This is a genomic window from Aromatoleum tolulyticum (assembly GCF_900156155.1).
Lineage (GTDB): Bacteria > Pseudomonadota > Gammaproteobacteria > Burkholderiales > Rhodocyclaceae > Aromatoleum > Aromatoleum tolulyticum.
The window spans coordinates 34,443-56,281 of sequence record NZ_FTMD01000005.1 but is presented as its reverse complement, the minus strand read 5'-3'; the positions used below and the strand labels follow the sequence as shown (position 1 = coordinate 56,281).

The window sequence follows — 21,839 nt, the reverse complement described above, 5'->3', positions numbered from 1 at the left end:
AGGAGGGAAACATGAAGCCCAGACTGACAGTCCTGACCCTCGCCGTGGACGACCTCGAGCGCGCCGTGCGCTTCTACCGCGACGGCCTCGGCCTTCCCACACAAGGCATCATCGGTACCGAGTTCGAACATGGCGCCGTCGCATTCTTCGACCTCCAGCACGGCGTCAAGCTGGCGCTCTGGCCACGGAACAGTCTCGCGCACGATACGGGACTGCCTGCCGGCGCCCCCTCCTCCACCGAATGCTCGCTGGGGCACAACGTTGCATCGAAACAGGACGTCGATGCGGTCATGGACCAGGCCCGGCAGGCCGGCGCACGCATCGTGAAGCCGGCCGGCAACACGTTCTGGGGCGGTTACGCCGGCTATTTCGCGGACCCGGACGGCCACCTGTGGGAAGTGGTGTGGAACCCGCAGTTTGTTCCGGAAGAGTAGCCGCCCGCCGGGGGCAGCCGATCAGAACAGGAAGGGCTGCTTTCCGGCCGGTGCAGTCGCTTCGGCGGCGAACACCTTGGCCTGGCGCGGCTTGATCCACACGGTCTTGCCGACCGGCAGATCGAGGCTCGCCGCGCGCTCGCGCGTCAGCTCGACCTCGATCGTCTCGCCATCGTGCTCGAGTTCGACGCGCACCAGCGGTCCGATGCGATGCACGTGGCGTACCCCCGCCGTCATGCCGCCGGCGATAGGCGCCACGTCGAGCTCGATGTCGTGCGGGCGCACGAACGCGATCGACCCCGCCGCGCGCGCGTCCCCTTCCCGCTCGACCTCGGCCCAGCTGCCGTGCAGGCGGCTGTGGAACACGTTCACGTTGCCGAGGAACTGATAGACGAAGGGCGACGCCGGGCTGGAATAGACCTCGTCCGGCGAACCGATCTGCTCGATGTGACCGCGGTTCATCACCACGACGCGGTCGGCGACTTCCAGCGCCTCTTCCTGGTCGTGCGTCACGAACACCGAGGAGATGTGCATCTCGTCGTGCAGGCGGCGCAGCCAGCGGCGCAGTTCCTTGCGCACCTTGGTGTCGAGCGCGCCGAAGGGTTCGTCGAGCAGCAGCACCTTGGGTTCGACCGCCAGCGCACGGGCAAGCGCGATGCGCTGGCGCTGGCCGCCGGAGAGCTGGGAGGGGTAGCGCTGCGCGAGCCAGTCGAGCTGCACGAGCTTGAGCAGGCCCATCACGCGCTCGCGGATCTCGGCCTCGCTCGGGCGATCCTTGCGCGGACGCACGCGCAGACCGAAGGCCACGTTCTCGAACACCGACATGTGGCGGAACAGCGCGTAGTGCTGGAACACGAAGCCGACCTGGCGCTCGCGCGCATGCACGTGCGTCGCCTCCTCGCCGCCGAACAGCACGTTCCCGGAGTCGGGCGTTTCCATGCCCGCGATGATGCGCAGCAGCGTCGTCTTGCCGCAGCCCGAAGGCCCCAGCAGCGCGACCAGTTCGCCGGTCGGGATGTCGAGGGAGAGGTCGTCCAGCGCGACGAAGTTGCCGAAGCGCTTGCTGATGTTGCGGATTTCGATGCTCATGGGCGTTCCGTGGCCACGGTCGGGGTCTGTTCGGTTTTTTCGGGCGGCAGATCGGCGGTCAGCATTTCGGTTTCCTTGCGCATGCGCCACTCGACGACGGTCTTCGCAACCAGCGTCACGAGGCCGAGGAAGGCGAGGACGGTCGCCGCGGCGAAGGCGCCGATCTGGTTGTACTCGTTGTAGAGGATCTCGACGTGCAGCGGCAGGGTGTTGGTCTCGCCGCGGATGTGACCGGAGACGACGCTCACGGCGCCGAACTCGCCCATCGCGCGTGCGTTCGCGAGAATGACGCCGTACATCAGGCCCCACTTGATGTTCGGCAACGTCACGCGCCAGAACATCTGCCAGCCGGAAGCACCGAGCGAGATCGCGGCCTCCTCCTCGTCGCGCCCCTGCGCCTGCATCAGCGGGATCAGTTCGCGTGCGACGAAGGGGAAGGTGACGAAAAGCGTCGCGAGCACCATGCCCGGCAGCGCGAAGATGATCTTGATCTCGTTCGCGACGAGCCAGGAGCCGAAGAAGCCCTGCGCGCCGAACAGGATGATGAAGATCAGGCCGGCGACGACCGGCGACACCGCGAACGGCAGGTCGATCAGCGTCGTGAGCAGGCTCTTGCCGCGGAATTCGAACTTCGCGATCGCCCACGCCGCGGCGACGCCGAAGGCGATGTTGAAGGGCAGCACGACCGCGGCGATGGTCAGCGTCAGCAGCATCGCCGACCGCGCCTCGGACTCCTTCAGCGCCTCCCAGTAGGCCTGCGCGCCATGCGCGAAAGCTTCCCAGAACACCGCGATCAGCGGCAGGACGAGGAACAGGAACAGGAAGCCGAGGGCGACGCCCGTCAGCAGCAGGCGGACCCAGCGCGGCTCCGCGGTGGCACGGCGTACTGTCATGGACGTGCCTCCACCAGCGCGCCGGGAGCGAGCGCCTCGGCCGGTTCGGCATCGTTGCCCTTCGCGTGACGGTTGGCGGCCCACCACTGCAGCAGGTTGATCGTCAGCAGCATCGCGAAGGAGATCACCAGCATCACGACCGCAAGCGCCGTCGCGCCGATCAGGTCGTACTGCTCGAGCTTGGAGATGATCAGCAAGGGCGTGATCTCCGAGATCAGCGGCATGTTGCCGGCGATGAAGATCACCGAGCCGAACTCGCCGATCGCGCGCGAGAACGCGAGGGTGAAACCGGTGAGCCAGGCCGGGAAGATGCCCGGCAGCAGGACCCGCACGAAAGTCTGCCAGCGTGTGGCGCCCAGCGAGGCGGCGGCCTCCTCGACCTCGGCCTCGATGTCCTCGATCACCGGCTGCAGCGTGCGGACGACGAAGGGAAGCGTCACGAAGATCAGCGCGACGACGATGCCCAGCGGCGTGAAGGCGACCTTGATGCCGAGCTTGGCGAGGAACTGTCCGACCCAGCCGTTCTCCGCGTACAGCGTCGCGAGCGTGATGCCGGCCACCGCGGTCGGCAGCGCGAAAGGCAGATCGACGAGGGCGTCGACGAAGCGCTTGCCGGGAAACGGATAGCGCACCAGCACCCATGCGACGATCAGCCCGAACACGGCATTCACGATCGCCGCGAAGAGGGAGGCGCCGAAGGTGACCCGGTACGAGGCGAGCGCGCGCTCCGCGGTCGCGATGTCCCAGAAACTGCCCCAGGTCAGCTTGCCGGTCATGAGGATCATGCCACCGAGCGGGATCAGCACCAGCAGGGTCAGGTAGGTCAGCGTATAGCCCAGCCCCAGGCGGAAGCCGGGCAAGACGCCATCCCGTTTGGCGGGAGCGGGAAACATGTCGAAAGTCGAACCGTCAGTCGTGGAAATCGAAAAGCGAAGCGGCCCGCGATGGGGCCGCTTCGCGCGAAAAACCGTGGATTTTACTTCTGAACGTAGATCTGGTCGAAGCTGCCGCCATCCTTGAAGTGCGTGGCCGCCGCCTTGCTCCAGCCGCCGAACACCTCATCGACGGTGAAGGTCTTGATCGGCGGGAACTGCGCAGCATTCTTCTTCAGCACTTCGGCATCGCGCGGGCGCAGGTAGTTCGCCGCGGCGTTCTCCTGCCCTTCCTTCGACCACAGGTATTCGAGGTAGGCCTGCGCGACCTTGCGCGTACCCTTCTTGTCGACGACCTTATCGACGATCGCGACCGGGAATTCGGCGAGGATGGACAGGCTGGGGTAGACGACCTCGAACTCGCCGCGCCCGAATTCCTTGGCGATCAGCTCGGCCTCGGACTCGAAGGTGACCAGCACATCGCCGATCTTGCGCTGCATGAAGGTGGTCGTCGCATCGCGGCCGCCCGAGCCGAACAGCGGCGCGTTCTTGAGCAGTTGGCCGACGAACTCTTGCGCGCTCTTGTCGTTGCCGCCGGGCTGCTTCAGCGCGTAACCCCAGGCGGCGAGATACGAGTAACGGCCGTTACCGGTGTTCTTCGGGTGCGGGATGATGAGCTGGATGCCCGGCTTGGCGATATCGTTCCAGTCCTTGATCGCCTTCGGGTTGCCCTTGCGCACGATGAACACCATCGTCGAAGTGTAGGGCGAGGCGTTGTCGGGGAACTTCTTCGGGTAATCCTTCGCGACCAGCCCCTTCTCGGCGAGGAAATCGACGTCGGTGGCCTGGTTCATCGTCACGACGTCGGCCTCGAGGCCGTCGGCCACGGCGCGGGCCTGCTTCGACGAACCGCCATGCGACTGGCGCAGCTCGACGGTTTCGCCGGTCTTTTCCTTCCAGTGCTTCTGGAACAGGGGATTGAAATCCTTGTAGACATCGCGCGCCACGTCGTAGGAGACGTTGAGCAGATTGGACTGGGCAAATGCTCCGCTGGCGAAGGCGAGTCCGGCTGCAAGCAACAGGCTGGTCAGTTTTTTCATGCGGAATCCGATAGCGGGCGATGAACAGGAAAGGCCTTGACGATAGCCCATGGCCGGATGCGTGACAACGCATAAAACCTTATTTCAATATAACAAGATCCGCTATAAAGCCCACGCCCAACCGCACTGTTTCACCATAAGAGCGCGTCGCGGAGGGGATCGCGCGGCGCACCGGCTGCCTGGTCACGCACTTCGTGGAAGCGGAACCAAAGGCGCCCTTATGACTCGGATATAATCCGCGCCTTTCCGCCGGAAGATTCCGACCCGGCGAAGCGCCGCCGCGCGGCGGCCCCTCGTTCTACCGCCTCCAGGACACCTGATGAGACAGAAAGCCCCGGCCTACGTCATCGGCCACATCACGATCAAGGATCCCGCCAAATGGGACCAATACCGTTCCCGGGTACCCGGCACGCTGGAGGGCTGGGGCGGCGAGCTGGTGCTGCGCGGCAAGCGCGTGACCGTGCTGGGCGGCGAGCATGCGCACACGGATACCGTGGTGCTGCGCTTCCCCGACATCGATTCGCTCAACGGCTGGTTCAACTCGCCCGTCTATCAGGCCCTGATCCCGCTGCGCGAGCAGGCGGCCGACGTCGTCCTGATCTCGTATGAAAGCTGAACCCGTCGCAAGCTCCCAGGCCGGCTGGACGCCGCTGTTCGGGGCGTGGCTGGTCGCCGCGTCGTCCATGCTCGGCGCACTCTTCCTCGGCGAAGTCATGGAACTGCCGCCCTGCGTGCTGTGCTGGTGGCAGCGGATCGCGATGTTCCCGCTCGTGCTGATCCTGCCCGCGGGAATGTTCCCCCTCGATCGCAGCGTGATCCGCTACGCGCTGCCGCTGACGCTCGCCGGGTGGCTGGTCGCGGTTTTCCACGTGCTGCTCGTCGCCGGCGTGATTCCCGAGCGGATCCAGCCTTGCGCGCGCGGCGTCTCGTGCAAGGAGATCCAGATCGAATGGTTCGGCTTCCTGACCATTCCGATGCTGTCGCTGATCGCCTTCACGCTGATCGCCGGATTGCTCCTTTTTGCCCAACACAGGATGTCCAGATGAATCAGAAGTACATTTTCGGAATTGCTGCCGCATTGATGGTGGCAGTATTCGCCACAGCGACGCTCGTCCATGATTCGGACAAGAGCGCCCGCCGCGACGAGGTCGCCGATCAGAACCGTTCCATCCTCGTGCGCGAACACTCGCCGACGCTGGGAGAAGCCGAGGCGCGCGTGCACATCGTCGAATTCCTCGATCCGGCCTGCGAGACCTGCCGCGATTTCTTCCCCTACGTGAAACAGCTGATGGCCGCCGCGCCTGGGCGCATTCGCGTCAGCGTGCGCTACGCCCCCTTTCACGACGGCTCGGAACAGGTCGTGAAGCTGCTGGCGGCGGCAAAGCTTCAGGGCAAGTTCTGGGAAACGCTCGAGGCGTTGTTTGCCGCGCAGCCGAACTGGGCGTCGCACCACAACCCGCAGCCCGACATGGTGTGGAACTTCATCAACGGCGTCGGCCTGGACATTGCAAAACTGAGGGCCGACATGGCCGACCCGGCGATCGATGCGATCGTCAGGCAGGATCTGGCCGATGCACGGACCCTCAATGTGACCAAGACGCCTGAATTCTTTGTGAATGGGCGCCCGATGCCCAGCTTCGGCTACGAGCAGCTCAAACAGCTGGTCGCGGAAGAACTCGATAGCCAGTATTGAGCACTGATTGCACCGGACCGCAGCCGGGGCCCGCGAAAAAAAGTTCGGCCCTGCCGGGTGGCAGGGCCGAACGTGGGGCTGAACGCAGACAATGCGGCCTCTCGGGGCCGCACCGGCAGCGGATGCTTACTGGCGGATGCCTTCGATCGACAGTGCGATCTCGACCGTATCGCCGACGACGCGCGGCAGACCGTAGGTCATGCCGAACTCGCTGCGCTTGATGGTGGTGGTGCCTTCGAATCCGGCACGGGTGTCACCGCGCGGGCCCTTGCCTGCGCCGGTCAGCTTCAGGTCGAAATCCACCGGCTTGGTGACGCCGCGGATCGTCAGGTTGCCCGACAGCACGCCTTCGCCACGGGCGTTCCAGCGCACGCGCGTCGACTCGAAGGTCATGCTCGGAAACTGCGAGGCATCGAAGAAGTCGGGGCTCTTCAGGTGATCTTCGAGCTTCTGGTGCTTCGTATTGACGCTGGACACCGGTACCGTCGCGCTGACGGCGCTTTCGGTCGGCTTCTGCCCGATCACGAAGGTGCCCTTGATGTCGTCGAAACGCCCCATGAAGCGGCTCACGCCGAGGTGCGAAATGAAGAAATAGACGTGCGAGTGAGCCACGTCGATGACGTAATCCCCGGCAACGAGATCGTCCGCAGTGGGCTTGGCCACGGCGGTACGCGCGACCGCCTTGGTCGCGACGGCGCCCGAAGCCGACTGCTGCGCGTGAGCAGGCAGCGCCAGGGCGGTTCCCAGGGTCAGGGCGAGGAGCAGCGGGCGGAGAGCGATACGCATGGGAGTTCCTTGTCTCAAGAGTTACCGGATAAAGCAGATTTGTGCGGTGAGGCGTCGGCTCTCAGCGGGAACGCGCCTTGAGCCGGACGATCATGGCTTCCATCGTCACGCGCATGCGCTCGAGCGACGCGGCAAGTCGTTCGAAATCCTTGACGCCGCCCGCCTCGAACTTCTTGCCGAGGTCGCCCAGGCTCATCTTGTCGGCCGATTCGATCAGCGAGTCGAGCGGCCGGGTGATCGACGCGGGGATCGTCGCCAGCAGCACACCGGCCAGCAGCAGGCCGGCGACGGCAAAGCCGATGTTCACGTAGTCGACCACCTCGAAGTTACTGCGGATGCGCTGATAGGCCAGCGCCGATTCGTCGGCGCGGGCGCGCGCCAACTTCGTCGCGCCCTCGATCAGCACGGTGTTGAAGCGCTCGACCACCGGGCGCAGTTCCTCGTTGGCACGCACCGCCTTGTTGTAGGTCTGCGAACCGCCGGCCGTATCGCCTTCGTCGAGCATCGAGACGTCGTAGCTGAAGCCTTCGATGATGCGGGCGAATCCCTTCTGGTAGTCATCCAGGGCACCCTTCCACTGCGTGAATGCGGCGCTGTCCGCGGGCAGGTAGATGCCCTTGCTGTTGGCGACCATCGCTTCGAGCTGGCCCAGGATGCGCGCATGCGTGGCATTCCAGTCCTTGAGCACGGCGTTGCGGCCATCGACGTTGCCGACGTAGATCAGGTATTCCTTTTCCTGGCGCCGCAGCTGTTGCGCCGACGCGAGGAGATCGGTGACCTCCGTCGCCGCGATGAAGTTCCGGTTAACGGCCGTGTCCACGAGACCCTGCGTGCGGGAACCGTAGAAGAAGCTGGCGGCGCCCTGAACGAGGATGAACGCGAGCAGCACGGAGAAACCGAGGATCAGCTTGTTTCGGATAGTCATGGTTTCAGGAATTTGGAGTTGAGAGGAGTCCGGCCACGAGTTCCTGGATGATCGCCTCGCGATCGACCGTCTCGGGGAGCTCGCGCTGCAGCCGGGCGAGGAAAGTCATCAGCTGGCGGGGCGGCAGCTCGCCATCCTCGAATCCGAGGTCGAACAAGACATCATCGACGATGATCTCGCCCAAAACGCCGATTTCGCGCGCCAGGCGCTCGACGGTAATTTGCTTCCAGGACGGATTTGCGGACATCGGATCTTTCGCAGAATGCCGATGGCGGCAGCGGGCTGCGGCATCGACGGTGGAACTTGTAAGGGGATATTACCGGGATACTGCGGAATGCATCAACCATAAACCAGGATGCCCAGCCATAAAATCTTTCACACCCGACGGAATTTTTTTTCAACACCCCCGCCGGCCGGCACTTTCAACGTCCTGACGCAAAAATGTAACAACGAAACGGTAGCCTCCGCGACCTCTGCCCCACTCCCTCGGTCGCCCCGGATGCCCGTGCTGCACTCCTTCCTTCGCGGCAAATATCGCGTGCTCGTATTTGCCGTCGCCGCCTTCTTCCTGGTGAGCGTCGGTGTCTATACGCTCAACTTCGTCTTGCTGCAGAACGTCGAGCGCGACGCGAAGAGCATCAACGAGGGCGGCAAGCTGCGCGGCTACTCGCAGCAGCTTGCCAAGGCAGTGCTCACTCTATCGCATGAATCGGCCGCGGGCGAGCCGGTGCAGACGAGCCAGGCCCAGATCTCGGAGGCCTACCAGGCCTTCGATCTGGCGCTCGCCAGGGTGCAGACGTTCGCGGCGGCCTCGCAGGACGGCCCTGCGCTCGAACTCGCGGACAAGCTCGATCGGCAGTGGCAACCGCTCCGGGATGCGGCGATCACCCTCCTGATTTCCGCCACGCCGCAGCGGGCCGAGATCGACGCGGCGGTTACCTTGAGCAATACCCGCAACGTGCGCCTGCTGCAGCTTGCCGACGACCTGACGTACGAACAGGAACGCCTGGCGGGGGATCGCGCGCGTTCGATGCGGGTGCTGCAGTCCGGCGCCATTGCCGTCGCGCTGCTGATGTTCGTCTTCATCGTCGTGCACGTCGCGCGCCGCCTGAGCCAGAGCGACCGGGAAGCGGAACAGGCGCGGCGCGAGACGACGGACATCCTGCGCACGGTGCGCGAAGGCCTGTTCCTGATCGACCGCAACGGCACGATCGGCACGCAGCGCTCGGAGCACCTCGCGCGGGTGTTTCCCCACCCGCTCGCACCGGGCGACAATTTTCTCGTCACGCTGGCCTCGCTGGTGACGCCGGACACGCTGGACTCCGCCCGGCAGTACCTCGGGCTGCTGCTCAACGAACGCGTGAAGCCGGCCCTGCTGGCCGACCTCAATCCGCTGCAGCGCGTGCAGCTGGCGCAACCCGACGGGTCGCGCCCGAAATATCTCAGCTTCGGTTTCCAACCCGTGCGCGGCGGCGCCGCGACCGGCATCACGGGGATGCTGGTCGCGGTGGCGGACGTGAGCCAGGAGGTCAGGCTCGAACGCGAACTTGCGGACGCCGAAGAACGTGCCCGCAGCGAGGTGGCCCTGCTGCTCGACGTGCTCGACAAGGATCCGGCGGACGTGCGCCGCTTCCTCGACGACGCCCGGGCGAAACTCGACGGCCTGAATGCCGCCCTGCGCGACGTCGCACCGGAAGCGCGCGCCTACCTGACGACGGTGACGAAGGTGTGCCGCGAGGTGCATTCGATCAAGGGCGAAGCGGCCGCGCTCGCGATCGGCGCGGTCGCCGCGCAGGCCCACCGTTTCGAGGACGAGCTGGGCGCACTGCGCCAGCGCAGGACGCTGACCGGCGACGACCTCATCCCGGTTGCCACCGGGATCGGCCGCATGCTGCAGGAGCTGGCAAAGATCGACGCTGTGATCTCGCGCCTGGCGGCCTTCGCACAGCCTGCAGCCGACGCCGGCCCGCGGGGCAGCGAGACGCCGCGCGGCGAGGACGGCGTCCTCCAGTCGATGCAGCGGATCCAGCGGCTCGCGCTGGCGGTTGCCGCCGACCTCGACAAGAAGCTGCGCGTCGAAACCTCGCTCCCTCACTTCGGCGCGATTCCCGAGCCGGTCCACCGCCTGCTGCGCGAAGGGCTGCCCCAGTTGGTGCGCAACGCCGTCGTGCATGGCATCGAAGCGGCGGCGGAACGGCGGCGCGCGGGCAAGCACGAGGAAGGCCGCCTGCGCATCGAACTGACGCGGTCGGCCGACGGCGGCATCGAGCTCACCGTCGCCGACGACGGCCGCGGCATCGACGTGCACGCCCTGCGCCGCCGACTGACGGAAGACGGGCAGCGGGCGGCCGAACAGGTCGCCGCGATGAGCGATCGCGACGTGATCGCGACGCTCTTCGAGCCGGGCGTATCCACCGCGGCCGCGGTCAGCGAACATGCCGGCCGCGGCATGGGCCTCGACGTCGTCGGGGCGCTGGCGCGCGAGACGGGCGCCCGACTGAAGCTCGTGTCCACCCCGCGCGCCTATACGCGCTTCACCCTGCTATGGAGTCCCGCATGAAGGCAAGGCTTCTGATCGTCGACGACTCGATGGTCATCCGCAACCTGATCGCACGCCAGATGCTCGACGAGCGGCTGCCGCCGATCGACCTGGTGGACCTCGCCGGCGACGGCGAACAGGCACTGGCCATCGCGCTGTCGAGGAAGCCCGACTTCATCACGATGGACCTGACCATGCCCAACATGGACGGCGAGGCCTGCATCGAACGGCTTGCCGAGGTCCTGCCGGGCGCCCGCATCATGGTGGTATCGGCCCTGAGCGACAAGGCCACGGCGCTGCGCGCCATCAGCAAGGGCGCCCACGGCTTCCTGCACAAGCCCTTTTCCGAAGAACAACTGGTTGCCGCCCTGCTGGAGCTGATGAGTTGAATTACCGCGCGTTGAACCACGAAGACATCGAAGTCTTTTCCGAAGCGATCTCGGCCTTCTTCCTCAACATGACGCACGAACCGGCCGTCGTGCGCACCGCCTACCTGCTCGACGGCAGCGCCTCGCCGCTGTGGGGCGACTTCAACGGGGTGATCGACGTGTCCGGGGGCTTCCGTGGCAGCATCACCTTCTCGGCCCCGCACGGCATGCTGTCGCAGGTGCTGATGGCGATCGGCGAACGCGAGCATTCGGTGGACCGCTGCCTCGACGTCGTCGGCGAGATCGCCAACATGATGTCGGGCCGCGCACGGCGCCATTTCGGCGAGGAACTGGCGATCTCGCCGCCTGCGGCCCGTCCGCGCACCGTACCGCCGGCGGCCGCACGCGCCACGGGCGTGCCCTTCGCGATCCCGCTGCGCTGGCGCGCACACGAGGCGAACCTGGTCGTGCACCTCGACATCCGCCGCTGAAGCGGACGGTCTGCGGAGCCGCGGCCGGGCTCGCCGGCATGCATTCGGCGGCCCGCTTCCGACCGATCCCCACCCGATCCCCACCCGATCCCGGCCCATTGCGCATAACATGCGCGCTTCCGGATCGGCGCACGGGACGACCGTCCCGCGCGGCCGGCCAACCCGAGCACGAGATCCAGTCCCATGAGCAAGCAATCAGCAAGATTTCCCGTCGTCGACGCCCAGGTTTCGCCCACCGGGCGCATGGAGGTGCTGTCCCGCACGGAAGCCGCCCGTCTCTCCAGCCAGGGCCAGGGCGGCCTGAGGGAAACCTTCCGCAACTGCGCCCTCGCGGTGCTCAACTGCGGCAATCCGCTCGACGACGGCAAGGAGCTGCTCGCCCGCTACCCCGACTTCGACATCGGGATCATCCAGCGCTCGCGCGGCATCAAGCTGGACATCCGCAACGCGCCGGCGAGCGCCTTCGTCGACGGGCAGATGATCCGCGGCATCCAGGAACACCTGTTTGCCGTGCTGCGCGACGTGGTCTATGCGAACGGCGACACCGGAGCGGCCCCCGGGCGATTCGACCTCGGCAGCTCGGATGGCATCACCGACGCGGTGTTCCACATCCTGCGCAACGCCGGGATCGTGCAGCCGGTGATCCAGCCCAGCGTCGCGGTGTGCTGGGGCGGGCACTCGATCAGCCGCGAGGAATACGACTACACCAAGCGCGTCGGCTACGAAATGGGCCTGCGCGGGCTGGACATCTGCACCGGCTGCGGGCCGGGCGCGATGAAGGGGCCGATGAAGGGTGCGACGATCGGACATGCCAAGCAGCGCTTCGGCAAGCCGCGCTATCTGGGCTTCACCGAGCCGGGGATCATCGCCGCCGAGTCGCCCAATCCCATCGTCAATGACCTGGTGATCCTGCCCGACGTCGAGAAGCGCCTGGAGGCCTTCGTCCGCGCTGGCCACGGCTTCGTGGTGTTCCCCGGCGGCGTCGGCACCGCGGAGGAGATCCTCTACGTGCTGGGCATCCTGCTGCATCCGGCCAATTCCGCGCAGCCCTTCCCGCTGGTCTTCACCGGACCGAAGAGCGCCGAGGAATACTTCCGCCGCATCGACAGCTTCATCGGCGAGACGCTCGGCGACGAAGCGCGCAGCCGTTACCGCATCATCATCGACGACCCCGCCGCGGTCGCGCGCGAGATCCACGGCGGCATCGGCCGGGTGCGCGCCTTCCGCAAGGAGCAGCGCGATGCCTATTACTTCAACTGGCTGCTGCGCATCGAGCACGAATTCCAGCAGCCCTTCCGGCCGACGCACACGAACATGCGGCGGCTCAAGCTGCACCGCAGCGAGCCGAAGCACCTGCTCGCGGCCGATCTGCGGCGCGCGTTCTCCGGCGTGGTGGCAGGCAACGTCAAGAACGAAGGCATCCGCGAGATCGAGCAGCACGGTCCGTTCGAGATCCACGGCGATCCCGAGATCATGGGGCCGATGGATGCCCTGCTCGCCTCCTTCGTCGCGCAGGGGCGCATGAAGCTGCCCGGGACGGCCTACAACCCGTGTTATCGCGTCGTGCCCCGCGCGCGCGAAGCGGCGCCCTCCGCCTGAACCGGCGACGTGAGGCCCGCCGCGGCGGGTATGTTGCGTGAATGCCATGATCGCCCGGCGGCATATGCTGCCGGGAAGCACGTCGGGAAATATGTTCGTAACGTTTGATGGGTACAATTCCCCAAAAAAAGAAAACCAGACATAACGACACCACCGACGATCATGAAAAGCCACACCAAAGAAAACTTCCTTCCGGCCGATCCGGGCTTCCACCGCGAGCGCGAGGACGGCCTCTACGACCCCGTCCGCTTCGTCTTCGTAAACGACCGCATGCGCGAACACATCCTGAACGAGCGCCGCGCGATTCTGGACGCACTGCCGCCGTTCAACCGCGTGCGCCAGGAGAGGATCTTCAGCAAGTACGATCCGGACGAACGTCACCGCAGCTTTCAGAACATCCTGCGGATGTACGGCCGCCCGGCGAACGCATAGCGAAAAGCGTCGTCCGGCACGCGCCGGACAGTGCAACGAAAAACGCGGCCTGGCGCCGCGTTTTTCGTTTGTGGCGCGGGCGTCCATGACGCCCGCTTGCACTTCCACCTCAGACGCCGATCCGGCCGCCGTCCGCGCGCGTGATGACGATGGTCGCCGAGCGCGGACGCGACAGCCCGCCATCCGGCCAGTGGCTGCCGAAGGTGCCCGTGGCGAAGTCGGGACGGGTGTCCTCGCCCGGATGCTGGATGTTCACGAACAGCGCCTTGCCGTCCGGCGTTTCCGCAACCCCGGTGATCTCGCACTCCTTCGGTCCGACGAGGAAGCGCCGCAGGTTTTCCTCGCCGGGCGCCTTGCCGACGTAGGTATCGACCGCGCGCGTGCTCGTGCCGTCGCTGCTCACGATGGTCCGCGGACCGCCGTCGCCGACCTCGCCCGGCACTGCCGCGAGCAGCATGCAGTTTGTGACGTCGGTGTAGGCGCCATCGTCGGTCTCGATCCACAGCACGCCGGTCGCCTGGCTAAACCAGAGGCCGTCGGGGCTGGAGAAGTCGTTGGCATCGGTCAGGCCCGAGATGTTCACGTTCGCCGCGTCCGCGGTGGCACGCGCGCCGAACAGGAACACGTCCCACTTGAACGAGGTTGCGGCAACGTCGCCGCCGGCTTCGGCGAAGCGGATGATGTGGCCGTTGGGGTTGCCGCGCTGGTCCTGGCCGGTGGTCTTGCGATCGTTGTAGAAGCGCGGATTGGCGGCATCCAGGCGCGAGAGCGGACGGCTCGCGGCATTGGTGTTGGTGAGGGACATGTAGACCTCGCCGTTGCGCGGATTCACCGCGCCCCATTCGGGCCGGTCCATCTTCGTCGCGCCGGCCGCGTCGGCCGCGAGGCGCGCATGCACGAGGACGTCGGCCTGGTCGGCGAACGCATAGGCGGGGTTCGCGGGCGAGACGTTGCCGACGCCGAAGCTCAGCTCGACCCACCGGCCGGTGCCGTCGGCATCGAACCGTGCGACGTAGAGCTTGCCGTCGTCGAGGTACTTGTCGCCGGCCGCCATGCCGCCGTTGGCGTCGTCCGGGTGCCACACGGCGTTCGAGACGTACTTGTAGATGTACTCGTTGCGCGAGTCACAGCCCATGTACCACACCAGCGGGTGGCCGACGCGAACGGGGCCGAGCCACGCGCCTTCGTGCGCGAAGCGGCCCAGCGCGGTGCGCTTCTTCGGCGTCGCATCCGGGCTGAACGGGTCGATCTCGACGACCCAGCCGTAGGTGTTGGGCGCGTTGCGGTAGTCGTCGCTGCCGTCCGCCGAGCTGCCGAGTTTCATCGCGTTCCAGCGGCCGTAGAGGTCGTCGGGCGTATCGGGCGTGACGGTCGCCCAAAGTTCGCGGCCGTTGCCGGCGACGCCGTAGCGCGCCAATGCCGCCAGTTCCCTGGCGCTGCGGTTGGGGTTGTCGATCGCGGTGATGCGGCGGAAATACCCGGCCCAGTTTTCCTCGCACGTGAGATAGGTGCCCCACGGGGTGCTGCCGCTCGCGCAGTTGTTGACCGTGCCGCGCGTGCGGCTGCCGTCCGGCGAGTACTTTGTGACCGTGTAGGGGGTCTTGCCGGCCGGGCCGGACAGCTCCATCTCGGTCAGGGTATGAACGCGGCGGTTGAAATGCGAGTCGCGCCGGTAACGCCATTCGCCGCCTTCGCGCACGGTCTCGACCACGCTCACGCCATGCACGTAGAACTCGCGCAGCACCTCTTCCGCCACCGTGCGCACGCCGCCGACCACCGTGGGGCCGTTCGGATGCAGGAAGGCCGGCGTGATCGCTTCGTGATTCAGGCACAGCAGGCCGCGCTCGGACTCGTTCTTGTGGTGCTTGCCGTTGGGGCCGAGGCCGAAGTAATGCATGCCGTCGTGATGGTCGCCGGCGCGCAGCGCAAAGCTCTCGGCCGGATCGGTGCCGTCGTTCTGGTACTCGCCCACGCTGCCGTCGATCGGGTCGCCCAGGCGGTAGAGGACCGTGTAGCGATAGCCTTCCGGCACCGCTACGGCATCGGCAAGGCTCTTCGCCACAGGATTGAAGGCGAGCTTCGGCAGCTTGCGACCGGGCGCGCCGGCCCCCTGCGCGGATGCAGCCGCAACAGCCGGCGACACGCCGCCGATCATCGCCAGCGCGGCGGCGCCCATGCTGCCGCCGAGGAGCTGGCGCCGCGACAGGCGCGCCTGCAGGATGCTGTCGAAGCCCGGATTGGCCGAGGTGTTGGTCGATTCGTCGTCGCTGTCGGGGCGCAGGGATTGCAGATCGTTCATTGGGAGTTCCTCTGTGGGATTACGCGATGCCGCTTGCGAGCACGCACGGTAATCCGCACAGGTTAAGAACTCATGACAGGGCGATCGCGACGTATCCGGCGACGTGGCGGGCGCCGCAAGGCCGCGTCAATCAGCAGAGGAAAGTTCGGCCAGGCGCTGCGGCGAACCGATGGCCACACCCATTTCGGACAGGCCCGGCCTGCCGCAGGCTTGCGCCCCGACAGCCGCAGCGAGTTCCGCCAGCTCCGGGGGAAAATAGAGTACGAGCTCGCAATGCAGGCGGCCGAGGTTCTCGTGCCGCATCAGCACCGCCGTCGTGGCGTTCCGCCCGCGCTGCTGCTCGAAGAGCGCACACACCCGCTCCAGCTCCTCGCCGGCCAGCATCGCATCACCGAGATTTGCCGCGAACCATTGCTCCATGTCTTCCCGCCACTTTGTCCCAGGGCGCCTGCGCAGCCGGTTTCATGCGGATGGCCGGCCGGTTTTCGACGCAGCATCGGCAGACGCCTCTTCCAGCGTACGTATGCGCTGCTGCAGTTGCCTTTCCGCCTCGCGCCGCTGCGTCGCGTCGCGTGCCACGGCGACCGACCCCAGCACGTCGCCGCGCTCGTCCGACACCAGCGCGAAACTCATTTCCACGTAGATCGTGGCACCGGCGGCATTCGCCGAACGCGTGATCACGGCGCGGCCGCCGAGGCGGGTACGGCCGCTCGCCACCGCGTGGTGGAATCCTTCCCAATGCGCGGCGCGCAGCCGCTCGGGGATGATCAGGTCGAGGCTCTGCCCGATCGCCTTGGCGCGCGGAAAGCCGAACAGCGCCTCCGCCGCGGCATTCCAGATGCGGATCCGCCCTTCCCTGTCCGCGTAGATGATCGCGTCCGCGGTCTGCTCGACCAGCAGGCGGGCGATGTCGGGGACGTCGGTGCTCACGGTTGCCTCCCGTGCTGCCGTGGTCCGGCAGATCGAATGTGGGTCAAGGACATGTATTCCTCCGCAAACGGGTGTGGACACGAGCCTGCACGCTCGACCGGCTCAACCGGACTCGTCGGGAAACACCGTCCGGTACAGGCATTCGGTGGCGAACGCGGTGACGGGCAAGGTGACCGTCAGCAGCAGCGGCACGATGATCGATACGATGATCGTGCCGCCGAGCAAGAGGCTCCAGGTCAGGTTCGCCGGCAGGCTGCGAAAGATCGCGCGAACGCTGGCACTCACGGCGACGACCAGGCTGGCGCGGCGCTCGATGAGCAGGGGAACGGCATAGGCGGTGATGCAGAAGGCAATCAGCGCGAACAGCCCGCCCGCGACGACCGCACCCAGATGGAAGCGCAGGAGCTCTGCCGACAGGGGAAACAGCATCTTCCAGCCGGCGTAGCTGCGCCCCAGCATGAAGCTGTAGAGGATGCCGGCATCGGTCATCCAGATCACGAAGAGAAACAGGCAGACGAGCACCAAGCCCCAGAGCGGGGGAGGCGATCGCAGGAAGCCGCTGCCGACATCCCGCCACGTCGGTTTGCGGCCACTGCGTCGTGCCGCCGACATGGCGAAGAAGCCCGCCAGCAGGGCCGGGGCCACGATCAGGAAACCGCCCACCAGCGGCAATGCCATCGGCGCCAGTCCGACGGTGGCGAGCAGGGTGATGAGGCCCACGCCGAACACGGCGAAACCGCCCGCGTACAGCAGGGAAAGGGGCGCGGTGTCGGCGAAGACGCGCAGCCCGCTGGCTACGGCTGCCATGACCTGTGCGGGGCGGACATGCCGCGGCTCGGGGCGACTATCATTCATCGACATGGGGCACCACGAAGAAGAACGCTCATACCATCCTAGTCCGAATCGGCCATAGAGCATCGGATGATGGCCGCGGGGTGTGCGAAGTTGTGGACACGCGTCAAAGATGCATTTTTGTTGACTCTTTTGCAAGCCCCACTATAGTCAAGTGGACGGCCGTTTCGCGACACGCCCCTTGCGTGCCCGCATGGGAGCACCGGTGCCAGGTGCGCGCGCAGCGAAGACGGAGTCGAATGGGGCACCGCGCACGCCCCGTATCGAATCGGACAGGGAGACGGACATGCGAGCACGCGTGGAAGCTGCGCCCAAATTCCTGAATCTCTTGCAGATCCGCTTCCCGATCGGTGCGATTGCGTCGATCGGGCACCGGATTTCCGGCGTGTTGCTGGTGCTCAGCCTGCCGCTCCTGGCGCTCGCGCTCGATCGCTCGCTGCACAGCGAGGCCGAGTTCGCCGTACTGCGCGACCTCGTGTCCGCGCCCTGGCGGGCCGTGCTCCTCGCCCTCCTCGTCTGGGCGGCCACGCATCACCTGCTCGCGGGGATACGTCACCTGCTGATGGATGTTGGCATCGGCAGCGGCTTGTCGCAGGCGCGCACCAGCGCCTGGGCCGCGATCGTCGCGGCGGCAATCGTCGCCCTCATTGCCGCGGCGAGGTGGCTGGCATGAGACTGTTTCTCGGCCAACGGGCCTGGGTGCTGCAGCGCGTGACGGCGCTGGTGCTGCTGTTCCTGCTTGCGCTGGGCGCGGCGACGCTGCTGACGGGGCCCCCGCTCGACTACGAGCGCTGGCACGCGCTGGCGACCAGCACGCACGGGGCGGTGCTGATCGTGGTGTTCTTCGCTGCGCTGGGCCTGCACGGCTGGATCGGCGTTCGCGACATTGCCCTCGACTACATCCACGCGCCGATGTTGCGCCTCGCACTGCTCGCCGTGGTGGGGGTGCTCCTGTTCGCGATCGTGATTCGCGTCGTGCTGACGATGGCGGCGCATTTCGCCGGCGGCGCGTAAGCGCGGCAGCGCCAAGGAGGCCTCATGCGATTGAGCATTTACCGCTTCAATCCGGAAACCGATCTGAAACCGCGGATGCAGGATTACGAGCTCGCGCCCGAGGCGGGCGACAAGAAGCTGCTCGACGCGCTGATGCGGCTGAAGACCATCGACGACAGCCTGTCATTCCGCCGATCCTGTCGCGAAGGCGTGTGCGGGTCGGATGCGATGAACATCAACGGTCGCAACGGGCTCGCGTGCCTCACGCCCCTCGTCGGCCTGAAGGAACCGGTCGTGCTGCGACCGCTGCCGGGCTTTCCGGTGATCCGCGACCTCATCGTCGACATGACGCAATTCTTTGCGCACTACCACTCGATCAAGCCCTACCTGATCAACGACACGGTACCGCCCGAGCGCGAACGCCTGCAGTCCCCGGCCGAGCGCGAGAAACTGAATGGATTGTACGAGTGCATCCTGTGTGCGTGCTGCAGTTCGTTCTGTCCATCCTTCTGGTGGAATCCGGACAAGTTCATCGGCCCGGCCGGGCTGCTGCAGGCTTACCGTTTCATCTCCGATTCGCGCGACACGGCCACCGCTGAGCGGCTCGCCTATCTCGACGACGTCTATCGCCTGTTCCGCTGCCGCACGATCATGAACTGCACCGAAGTCTGCCCCAAGGGGCTGAGCCCGTCGCACGCGATCGAGCGCATCCGGCAGGCGCTGGTGCGCGAGTCGTCGTAGTTGCGAACACATCATGGGACATGCGCCGCCCTTGTCGCTCCTGCGCCCCCCGCCCGCCCCGTCCGAAGTGCGTGGAGGGGCATGCGCCGACACGCTGGCGCGGCGGCTCGGCGCGCTCGAACTGTTCTCGCAGGTGGGGGCGTCCGATCTCGGGCGTCTTGCGCAAGGGGTGCGCTCCCGCCGCCTGGATCCCGGTGAGTCGCTGTGGTTCGCGGGCGAGCGTGCGAGCTGGTTCGCGGTGATCGAATCGGGCGTGATCCAGATCCGCCAGATGACACCGACCGGCGAAGGCATCCTGATGGGCCTGTTCCGGCGCGGCGAGGCGGTCGGCCTTGCGGCCGCGCTGGAGGATGGCGTCTTTCCGGCGGACGCGATCGCACTCGGCGAGCCGGTGGACGCGCTGTTGATCCGCGCCGAGGCGCTGCGGCACGCCCTGGACGACTCCCTCGCCGTCGGGCGTGCGGTGAATCGCGCCTTGCTACAGCACACCGTCGCGCTGCGCGCGAAGATCGACATCGTCAGTGCCGGCACGGTGCCGCGCCGCCTGGCGGCACTGATGCGTTACCTGATCGGCCGATTCGGCCGCACGACGGCCACGGGCAGCGTCATCGTCGACGTACATCTCGCCCGCGACGAACTCAGCCAGCTCGTGAGCGCACGGGTCGAAACCGTGATCCGCATCCTGAGTCGGTGGCAGAAGGCCGGCTGGATCGCGTCGCGGCCCAGCCGGATCGAGATCATGCGCCCCGACATGCTGGAGCGGATCGTCGAGTCCTGAGCGGCGCTCCGGCGGCATCCGCCCTCAGCGTTCGAGCAGGCCGAGCTTGTCCTTCACCTTGGCCCACACGCCCGCATCCGGGGGTGCGGGCTTGACCTCGACGATCGGGATCCAGACCTTGGCGAGCTCTTCGTTGAGCGCGATGAAGTGGCGCTGTTCGACCGGCACGTCGTCCTCGGAATAGATCGCATCGACCGGGCACTCGGCGACGCACAGCGTGCAGTCGATGCATTCCTGCGGGTCGATCACGAGGAAATTCGGACCTTCGCGAAAGGCGTCGACGGGGCAGACATCGACGCAATCGGTGTGTTTGCACTTGATGCAGGCTTCGGTGACCACGTATGTCATGGCTTTTCTCTCTCGCGGGCAGTTCGTTTGGGGTGCGGGAGCAATGTAGGCCCGGGCGGCGGCGAGCTGAATGACAAAAGTCATTCCCCCGCCCCGCCCTCCTCCCTAGCATCGGATACACCGCGCACACCGGCGCCGGGTCGAACCGGCCGGGACACCCGGATCGCGCCCACCGACCGCTGGAGACCGTCATGTCCGCACATCTACAGAAATGGCAAGCCGAGCACGCCAATTACCGCAAGCTGCTCGATCTGCTCCAGACGCAGACCGCCACCTTCGTCCACGGCGAAGAGCCGGATTACGAGCTGATGGCGGACATCGTGTATTACATGACGCAGTACCCGGACCGCTACCACCATCCGCGCGAGGACGCGGCATTCAGCCGCCTGCTTGCGCACGACCCGCAGGCCGGGACCTTGATCGCCGAACTCGCGGAAGAGCACCGCTCGATCGCCGAGAGCGGCGCGAGGCTGGCGGCCGATCTCGGCGCCGCTGCTGCCGGGGCGATGATGCCGCGCGCCACACTGCAGGAGGACGTCCGCAACTACGCGACCTTCCTCGATGACCACATGGCGATCGAGGAACGCGAGATCTTCCCGCGGCTGGCGGCTTCGCTGGGCGACGACGAATGGTTCCTCGTCGATTCCGCGATCCATTTTGCAGGGGATCCGATCTTCGGCGAGACGGTGCAGGAACGCTTCCGGTCGATTCACCGCCGCATTTCCGGCCAGGCCGGCTGCGGATGCAAGGAACCCGCTGAGGCCGCGTGCTGCCTCGAATGACATCGCCGGCACAGGCCGTGCCGCCCGGTTGCCGCGCGATTGCCGCCATGCCGACACGCCGTTCCGCTTGGGCGATATAGTGCGTCGATCGACACCCTCGGCGTCCCGTTCGTTCGAACGGGGATGCCGCCGGTGTCCGGCCACCACTGCCTCCAATCGGGATATCCAGAATGACCAACAGCTCCGACTTCCGGCCCGTCGCACTCGAACATGCCAGCCGGCTCATCAATCATGGCCCCACCGTCCTGGTGACCACGGCCGACGGTTCGCGGCGCAACATCATGGCGGCTGCGTGGTCCATGCCCGTCGAATTCACCCCGCCGCGGATCGCCGTCGTCATCGACAAGCACACCTATACGCGCGAACTGATCGCCAAGAACGGCACATTCGCCATCTGCATTCCGGGCACCGCGCTCGTCGACCTGACGTACGCGGTCGGCAGCGCCAGCGGCCGCGATCTCGACAAGTTCGCGCGTCACGACATCGACGCCAAGGCGGGGCCGGTGCTGGGCATGCCAGTGATCGAGGCCGGCTGTTCGGCATGGCTCGAATGCCGTCTGATTCCGGAGCGGCACACCGAGGAAGCCTATGACACCTGCTTCGCCGAGGTCGTCGCCGCGGCGGCCGACGCGCGGGTGTTCGCCAATGGACACTGGACCTTCGACAGCGGGAACACCGCCTTGCACACGATCCACCATCTGGGCGGAGGGAATTTCGTCAGCGCGGGCAACACGATCCGGGCGCGTACCGATTAGCGTCGCAACGAAATTCCGTTCGGGCTGAGCCAGTCGGACGCACTGGCAACGTCCTTCGACAGGCTCGGAGTGAACGGTTTTATTCGGTGGCCGCGTTTAACGCGACACGCCCTGCCCGCCGGCTCCTCCGATCCCTTCCG

27 protein-coding genes are annotated in these 21,839 nt (G+C 66.4%); 15 read left to right on the top strand and 12 right to left on the bottom strand.

Translation table 11 applies throughout. The features are described 5' to 3' along the window. The first annotated feature begins 11 nt into the window (after nucleotides 1–11). Nucleotides 12–434, top strand: a complete 423-nt coding sequence (locus tag BW991_RS08935) for a VOC family protein (protein WP_076601756.1) — start codon at nucleotides 12–14, stop codon at nucleotides 432–434. Between the two features lie 21 nt (nucleotides 435–455). Here BW991_RS08935 and BW991_RS08930 read toward each other — a convergent pair whose 3' ends face one another. The 4 genes from BW991_RS08930 to BW991_RS08915 form a co-directional block, all read right to left on the bottom strand. Further along, nucleotides 456–1,523, bottom strand: coding sequence for a sulfate/molybdate ABC transporter ATP-binding protein (locus BW991_RS08930; RefSeq protein WP_076601755.1), 1,068 nt, complete (start codon nucleotides 1,521–1,523; stop codon nucleotides 456–458). After that, nucleotides 1,520–2,416, bottom strand: a complete 897-nt coding sequence (gene cysW / locus BW991_RS08925) for a sulfate ABC transporter permease subunit CysW (protein WP_076601754.1) — start codon at nucleotides 2,414–2,416, stop codon at nucleotides 1,520–1,522. The genes BW991_RS08930 and cysW overlap by 4 nt, the downstream gene beginning before the upstream one ends. Further along, entirely contained in the window at nucleotides 2,413–3,309 is an 897-nt protein-coding gene (gene cysT, locus BW991_RS08920; RefSeq protein WP_076601753.1) for a sulfate ABC transporter permease subunit CysT, read from the bottom strand. The genes cysW and cysT overlap by 4 nt, the downstream gene beginning before the upstream one ends. 83 nt (nucleotides 3,310–3,392) lie before the next feature. Then, on the bottom strand, nucleotides 3,393–4,388 hold the full coding sequence (locus tag BW991_RS08915) for a sulfate ABC transporter substrate-binding protein (RefSeq protein WP_076601752.1): 996 nt from the start codon (nucleotides 4,386–4,388) through the stop codon (nucleotides 3,393–3,395). 319 nt (nucleotides 4,389–4,707) lie between these two features. Here BW991_RS08915 and BW991_RS08910 point away from each other — a divergent pair, with 319 nt between their 5' ends. From BW991_RS08910 to BW991_RS08900, 3 genes are read left to right on the top strand one after another with little or no spacing between them, the layout of a single operon-like run. Continuing rightward, nucleotides 4,708–5,004 (top strand): DUF1330 domain-containing protein, encoded by a 297-nt coding sequence (locus tag BW991_RS08910; RefSeq protein ID WP_018989945.1) that lies wholly within the window; start codon nucleotides 4,708–4,710, stop codon nucleotides 5,002–5,004. After that, nucleotides 4,994–5,434, top strand: coding sequence for a disulfide bond formation protein B (locus tag BW991_RS08905; protein ID WP_076601751.1), 441 nt, complete (start codon nucleotides 4,994–4,996; stop codon nucleotides 5,432–5,434). The genes BW991_RS08910 and BW991_RS08905 overlap by 11 nt, the downstream gene beginning before the upstream one ends. Next, nucleotides 5,431–6,081, top strand: coding sequence for a DsbA family protein (locus BW991_RS08900; RefSeq protein WP_076601750.1), 651 nt, complete (start codon nucleotides 5,431–5,433; stop codon nucleotides 6,079–6,081). Before BW991_RS08905 ends, BW991_RS08900 begins: the two co-directional genes overlap by 4 nt. 126 nt (nucleotides 6,082–6,207) lie before the next feature. On the opposite strand, the gene BW991_RS08895 is transcribed toward BW991_RS08900, so the two are convergent. From BW991_RS08895 to BW991_RS08885, 3 genes are all read right to left on the bottom strand, one after another. After that, a complete protein-coding gene (locus tag BW991_RS08895; RefSeq protein WP_084205021.1) occupies nucleotides 6,208–6,867 on the bottom strand; it encodes a YceI family protein in 660 nt (219 codons plus the stop codon). Between the two features lie 61 nt (nucleotides 6,868–6,928). Continuing rightward, on the bottom strand, nucleotides 6,929–7,792 hold the full coding sequence (locus BW991_RS08890) for an MCP four helix bundle domain-containing protein (RefSeq protein ID WP_076601749.1): 864 nt from the start codon (nucleotides 7,790–7,792) through the stop codon (nucleotides 6,929–6,931). 4 nt (nucleotides 7,793–7,796) lie between these two features. Continuing rightward, nucleotides 7,797–8,039 (bottom strand): DUF8082 domain-containing protein, encoded by a 243-nt coding sequence (locus tag BW991_RS08885; RefSeq protein WP_076601748.1) that lies wholly within the window; start codon nucleotides 8,037–8,039, stop codon nucleotides 7,797–7,799. Nucleotides 8,040–8,330: 291 nt separating this feature from the next. Between BW991_RS08885 and BW991_RS08880 the strand changes: the two genes are divergently transcribed. The 5 genes from BW991_RS08880 (at nucleotide 8,331) to BW991_RS08860 (ending at nucleotide 13,221) form a co-directional block, all read left to right on the top strand. Further along, nucleotides 8,331–10,352: an ATP-binding protein gene (locus BW991_RS08880; protein WP_170879070.1), complete on the top strand. Its 2,022-nt coding sequence runs from the start codon at nucleotides 8,331–8,333 to the stop codon at nucleotides 10,350–10,352. Next, nucleotides 10,349–10,720, top strand: coding sequence for a response regulator transcription factor (locus tag BW991_RS08875; RefSeq protein WP_076601746.1), 372 nt, complete (start codon nucleotides 10,349–10,351; stop codon nucleotides 10,718–10,720). The genes BW991_RS08880 and BW991_RS08875 overlap by 4 nt, the downstream gene beginning before the upstream one ends. Beyond that, complete coding sequence (locus BW991_RS08870; RefSeq protein WP_076601745.1) at nucleotides 10,717–11,190, top strand: chemotaxis protein CheX; 474 nt, start codon at nucleotides 10,717–10,719, stop codon at nucleotides 11,188–11,190. Before BW991_RS08875 ends, BW991_RS08870 begins: the two co-directional genes overlap by 4 nt. Nucleotides 11,191–11,373: 183 nt before the next feature. Continuing rightward, on the top strand, nucleotides 11,374–12,789 hold the full coding sequence (ppnN, locus tag BW991_RS08865; protein ID WP_076601744.1) for a nucleotide 5'-monophosphate nucleosidase PpnN: 1,416 nt from the start codon (nucleotides 11,374–11,376) through the stop codon (nucleotides 12,787–12,789). 162 nt (nucleotides 12,790–12,951) lie between these two features. Continuing rightward, the gene (locus BW991_RS08860) at nucleotides 12,952–13,221 is read left to right on the top strand and encodes a hypothetical protein (protein ID WP_076601743.1); all 270 of its coding nucleotides are present in this window, start codon (nucleotides 12,952–12,954) and stop codon (nucleotides 13,219–13,221) included. Nucleotides 13,222–13,330: 109 nt separating this feature from the next. Here BW991_RS08860 and BW991_RS08855 read toward each other — a convergent pair whose 3' ends face one another. The 4 genes from BW991_RS08855 to BW991_RS08840 all read right to left on the bottom strand — a co-directional run bounded on the left by BW991_RS08855 (nucleotide 13,331) and on the right by BW991_RS08840 (nucleotide 17,257). Then, nucleotides 13,331–15,520, bottom strand: coding sequence for a PhoX family protein (locus BW991_RS08855; RefSeq protein WP_076601742.1), 2,190 nt, complete (start codon nucleotides 15,518–15,520; stop codon nucleotides 13,331–13,333). A gap of 126 nt (nucleotides 15,521–15,646) precedes the next feature. Next, on the bottom strand, nucleotides 15,647–15,940 hold the full coding sequence (locus BW991_RS08850; RefSeq protein WP_076601741.1) for a hypothetical protein: 294 nt from the start codon (nucleotides 15,938–15,940) through the stop codon (nucleotides 15,647–15,649). Nucleotides 15,941–15,982: 42 nt separating this feature from the next. Beyond that, nucleotides 15,983–16,450, bottom strand: a complete 468-nt coding sequence (locus tag BW991_RS08845) for a PAS domain S-box protein (RefSeq protein WP_076601740.1) — start codon at nucleotides 16,448–16,450, stop codon at nucleotides 15,983–15,985. A gap of 102 nt (nucleotides 16,451–16,552) precedes the next feature. Further along, on the bottom strand, nucleotides 16,553–17,257 hold the full coding sequence (locus BW991_RS08840) for a DUF2189 domain-containing protein (RefSeq protein WP_084205019.1): 705 nt from the start codon (nucleotides 17,255–17,257) through the stop codon (nucleotides 16,553–16,555). A 331-nt stretch (nucleotides 17,258–17,588) separates the two neighbouring features. Between BW991_RS08840 and sdhC the strand changes: the two genes are divergently transcribed. Genes sdhC through BW991_RS08820 form a run of 4 tightly spaced genes read left to right on the top strand, consistent with a single transcriptional unit; the run spans nucleotide 17,589 to nucleotide 19,814 of the window. Then, a complete protein-coding gene (gene sdhC, locus BW991_RS08835) occupies nucleotides 17,589–17,975 on the top strand; it encodes a succinate dehydrogenase, cytochrome b556 subunit (protein ID WP_076601739.1) in 387 nt (128 codons plus the stop codon). Beyond that, the gene (sdhD, locus tag BW991_RS08830; protein WP_076601738.1) at nucleotides 17,972–18,316 is read left to right on the top strand and encodes a succinate dehydrogenase, hydrophobic membrane anchor protein; all 345 of its coding nucleotides are present in this window, start codon (nucleotides 17,972–17,974) and stop codon (nucleotides 18,314–18,316) included. Before sdhC ends, sdhD begins: the two co-directional genes overlap by 4 nt. Nucleotides 18,317–18,340: 24 nt before the next feature. After that, nucleotides 18,341–19,036, top strand: a complete 696-nt coding sequence (locus BW991_RS08825; protein ID WP_076601737.1) for a succinate dehydrogenase iron-sulfur subunit — start codon at nucleotides 18,341–18,343, stop codon at nucleotides 19,034–19,036. Nucleotides 19,037–19,049: 13 nt separating this feature from the next. Next, nucleotides 19,050–19,814, top strand: a complete 765-nt coding sequence (locus BW991_RS08820) for a Crp/Fnr family transcriptional regulator (RefSeq protein ID WP_084205018.1) — start codon at nucleotides 19,050–19,052, stop codon at nucleotides 19,812–19,814. A gap of 24 nt (nucleotides 19,815–19,838) precedes the next feature. Here BW991_RS08820 and fdxA read toward each other — a convergent pair whose 3' ends face one another. Then, nucleotides 19,839–20,162 carry a ferredoxin FdxA gene (gene fdxA / locus BW991_RS08815; protein ID WP_076601736.1) on the bottom strand — a complete coding sequence of 108 codons (324 nt, stop codon included), beginning with the start codon at nucleotides 20,160–20,162 and terminating at the stop codon, nucleotides 19,839–19,841. A gap of 191 nt (nucleotides 20,163–20,353) precedes the next feature. Between fdxA and BW991_RS08810 the strand changes: the two genes are divergently transcribed. Further along, nucleotides 20,354–20,944 (top strand): hemerythrin domain-containing protein, encoded by a 591-nt coding sequence (locus BW991_RS08810; RefSeq protein ID WP_076601735.1) that lies wholly within the window; start codon nucleotides 20,354–20,356, stop codon nucleotides 20,942–20,944. 170 nt (nucleotides 20,945–21,114) lie between these two features. Next, the gene (locus tag BW991_RS08805) at nucleotides 21,115–21,699 is read left to right on the top strand and encodes a flavin reductase family protein (RefSeq protein ID WP_076601734.1); all 585 of its coding nucleotides are present in this window, start codon (nucleotides 21,115–21,117) and stop codon (nucleotides 21,697–21,699) included. Nucleotides 21,700–21,839 lie beyond the last annotated feature (140 nt).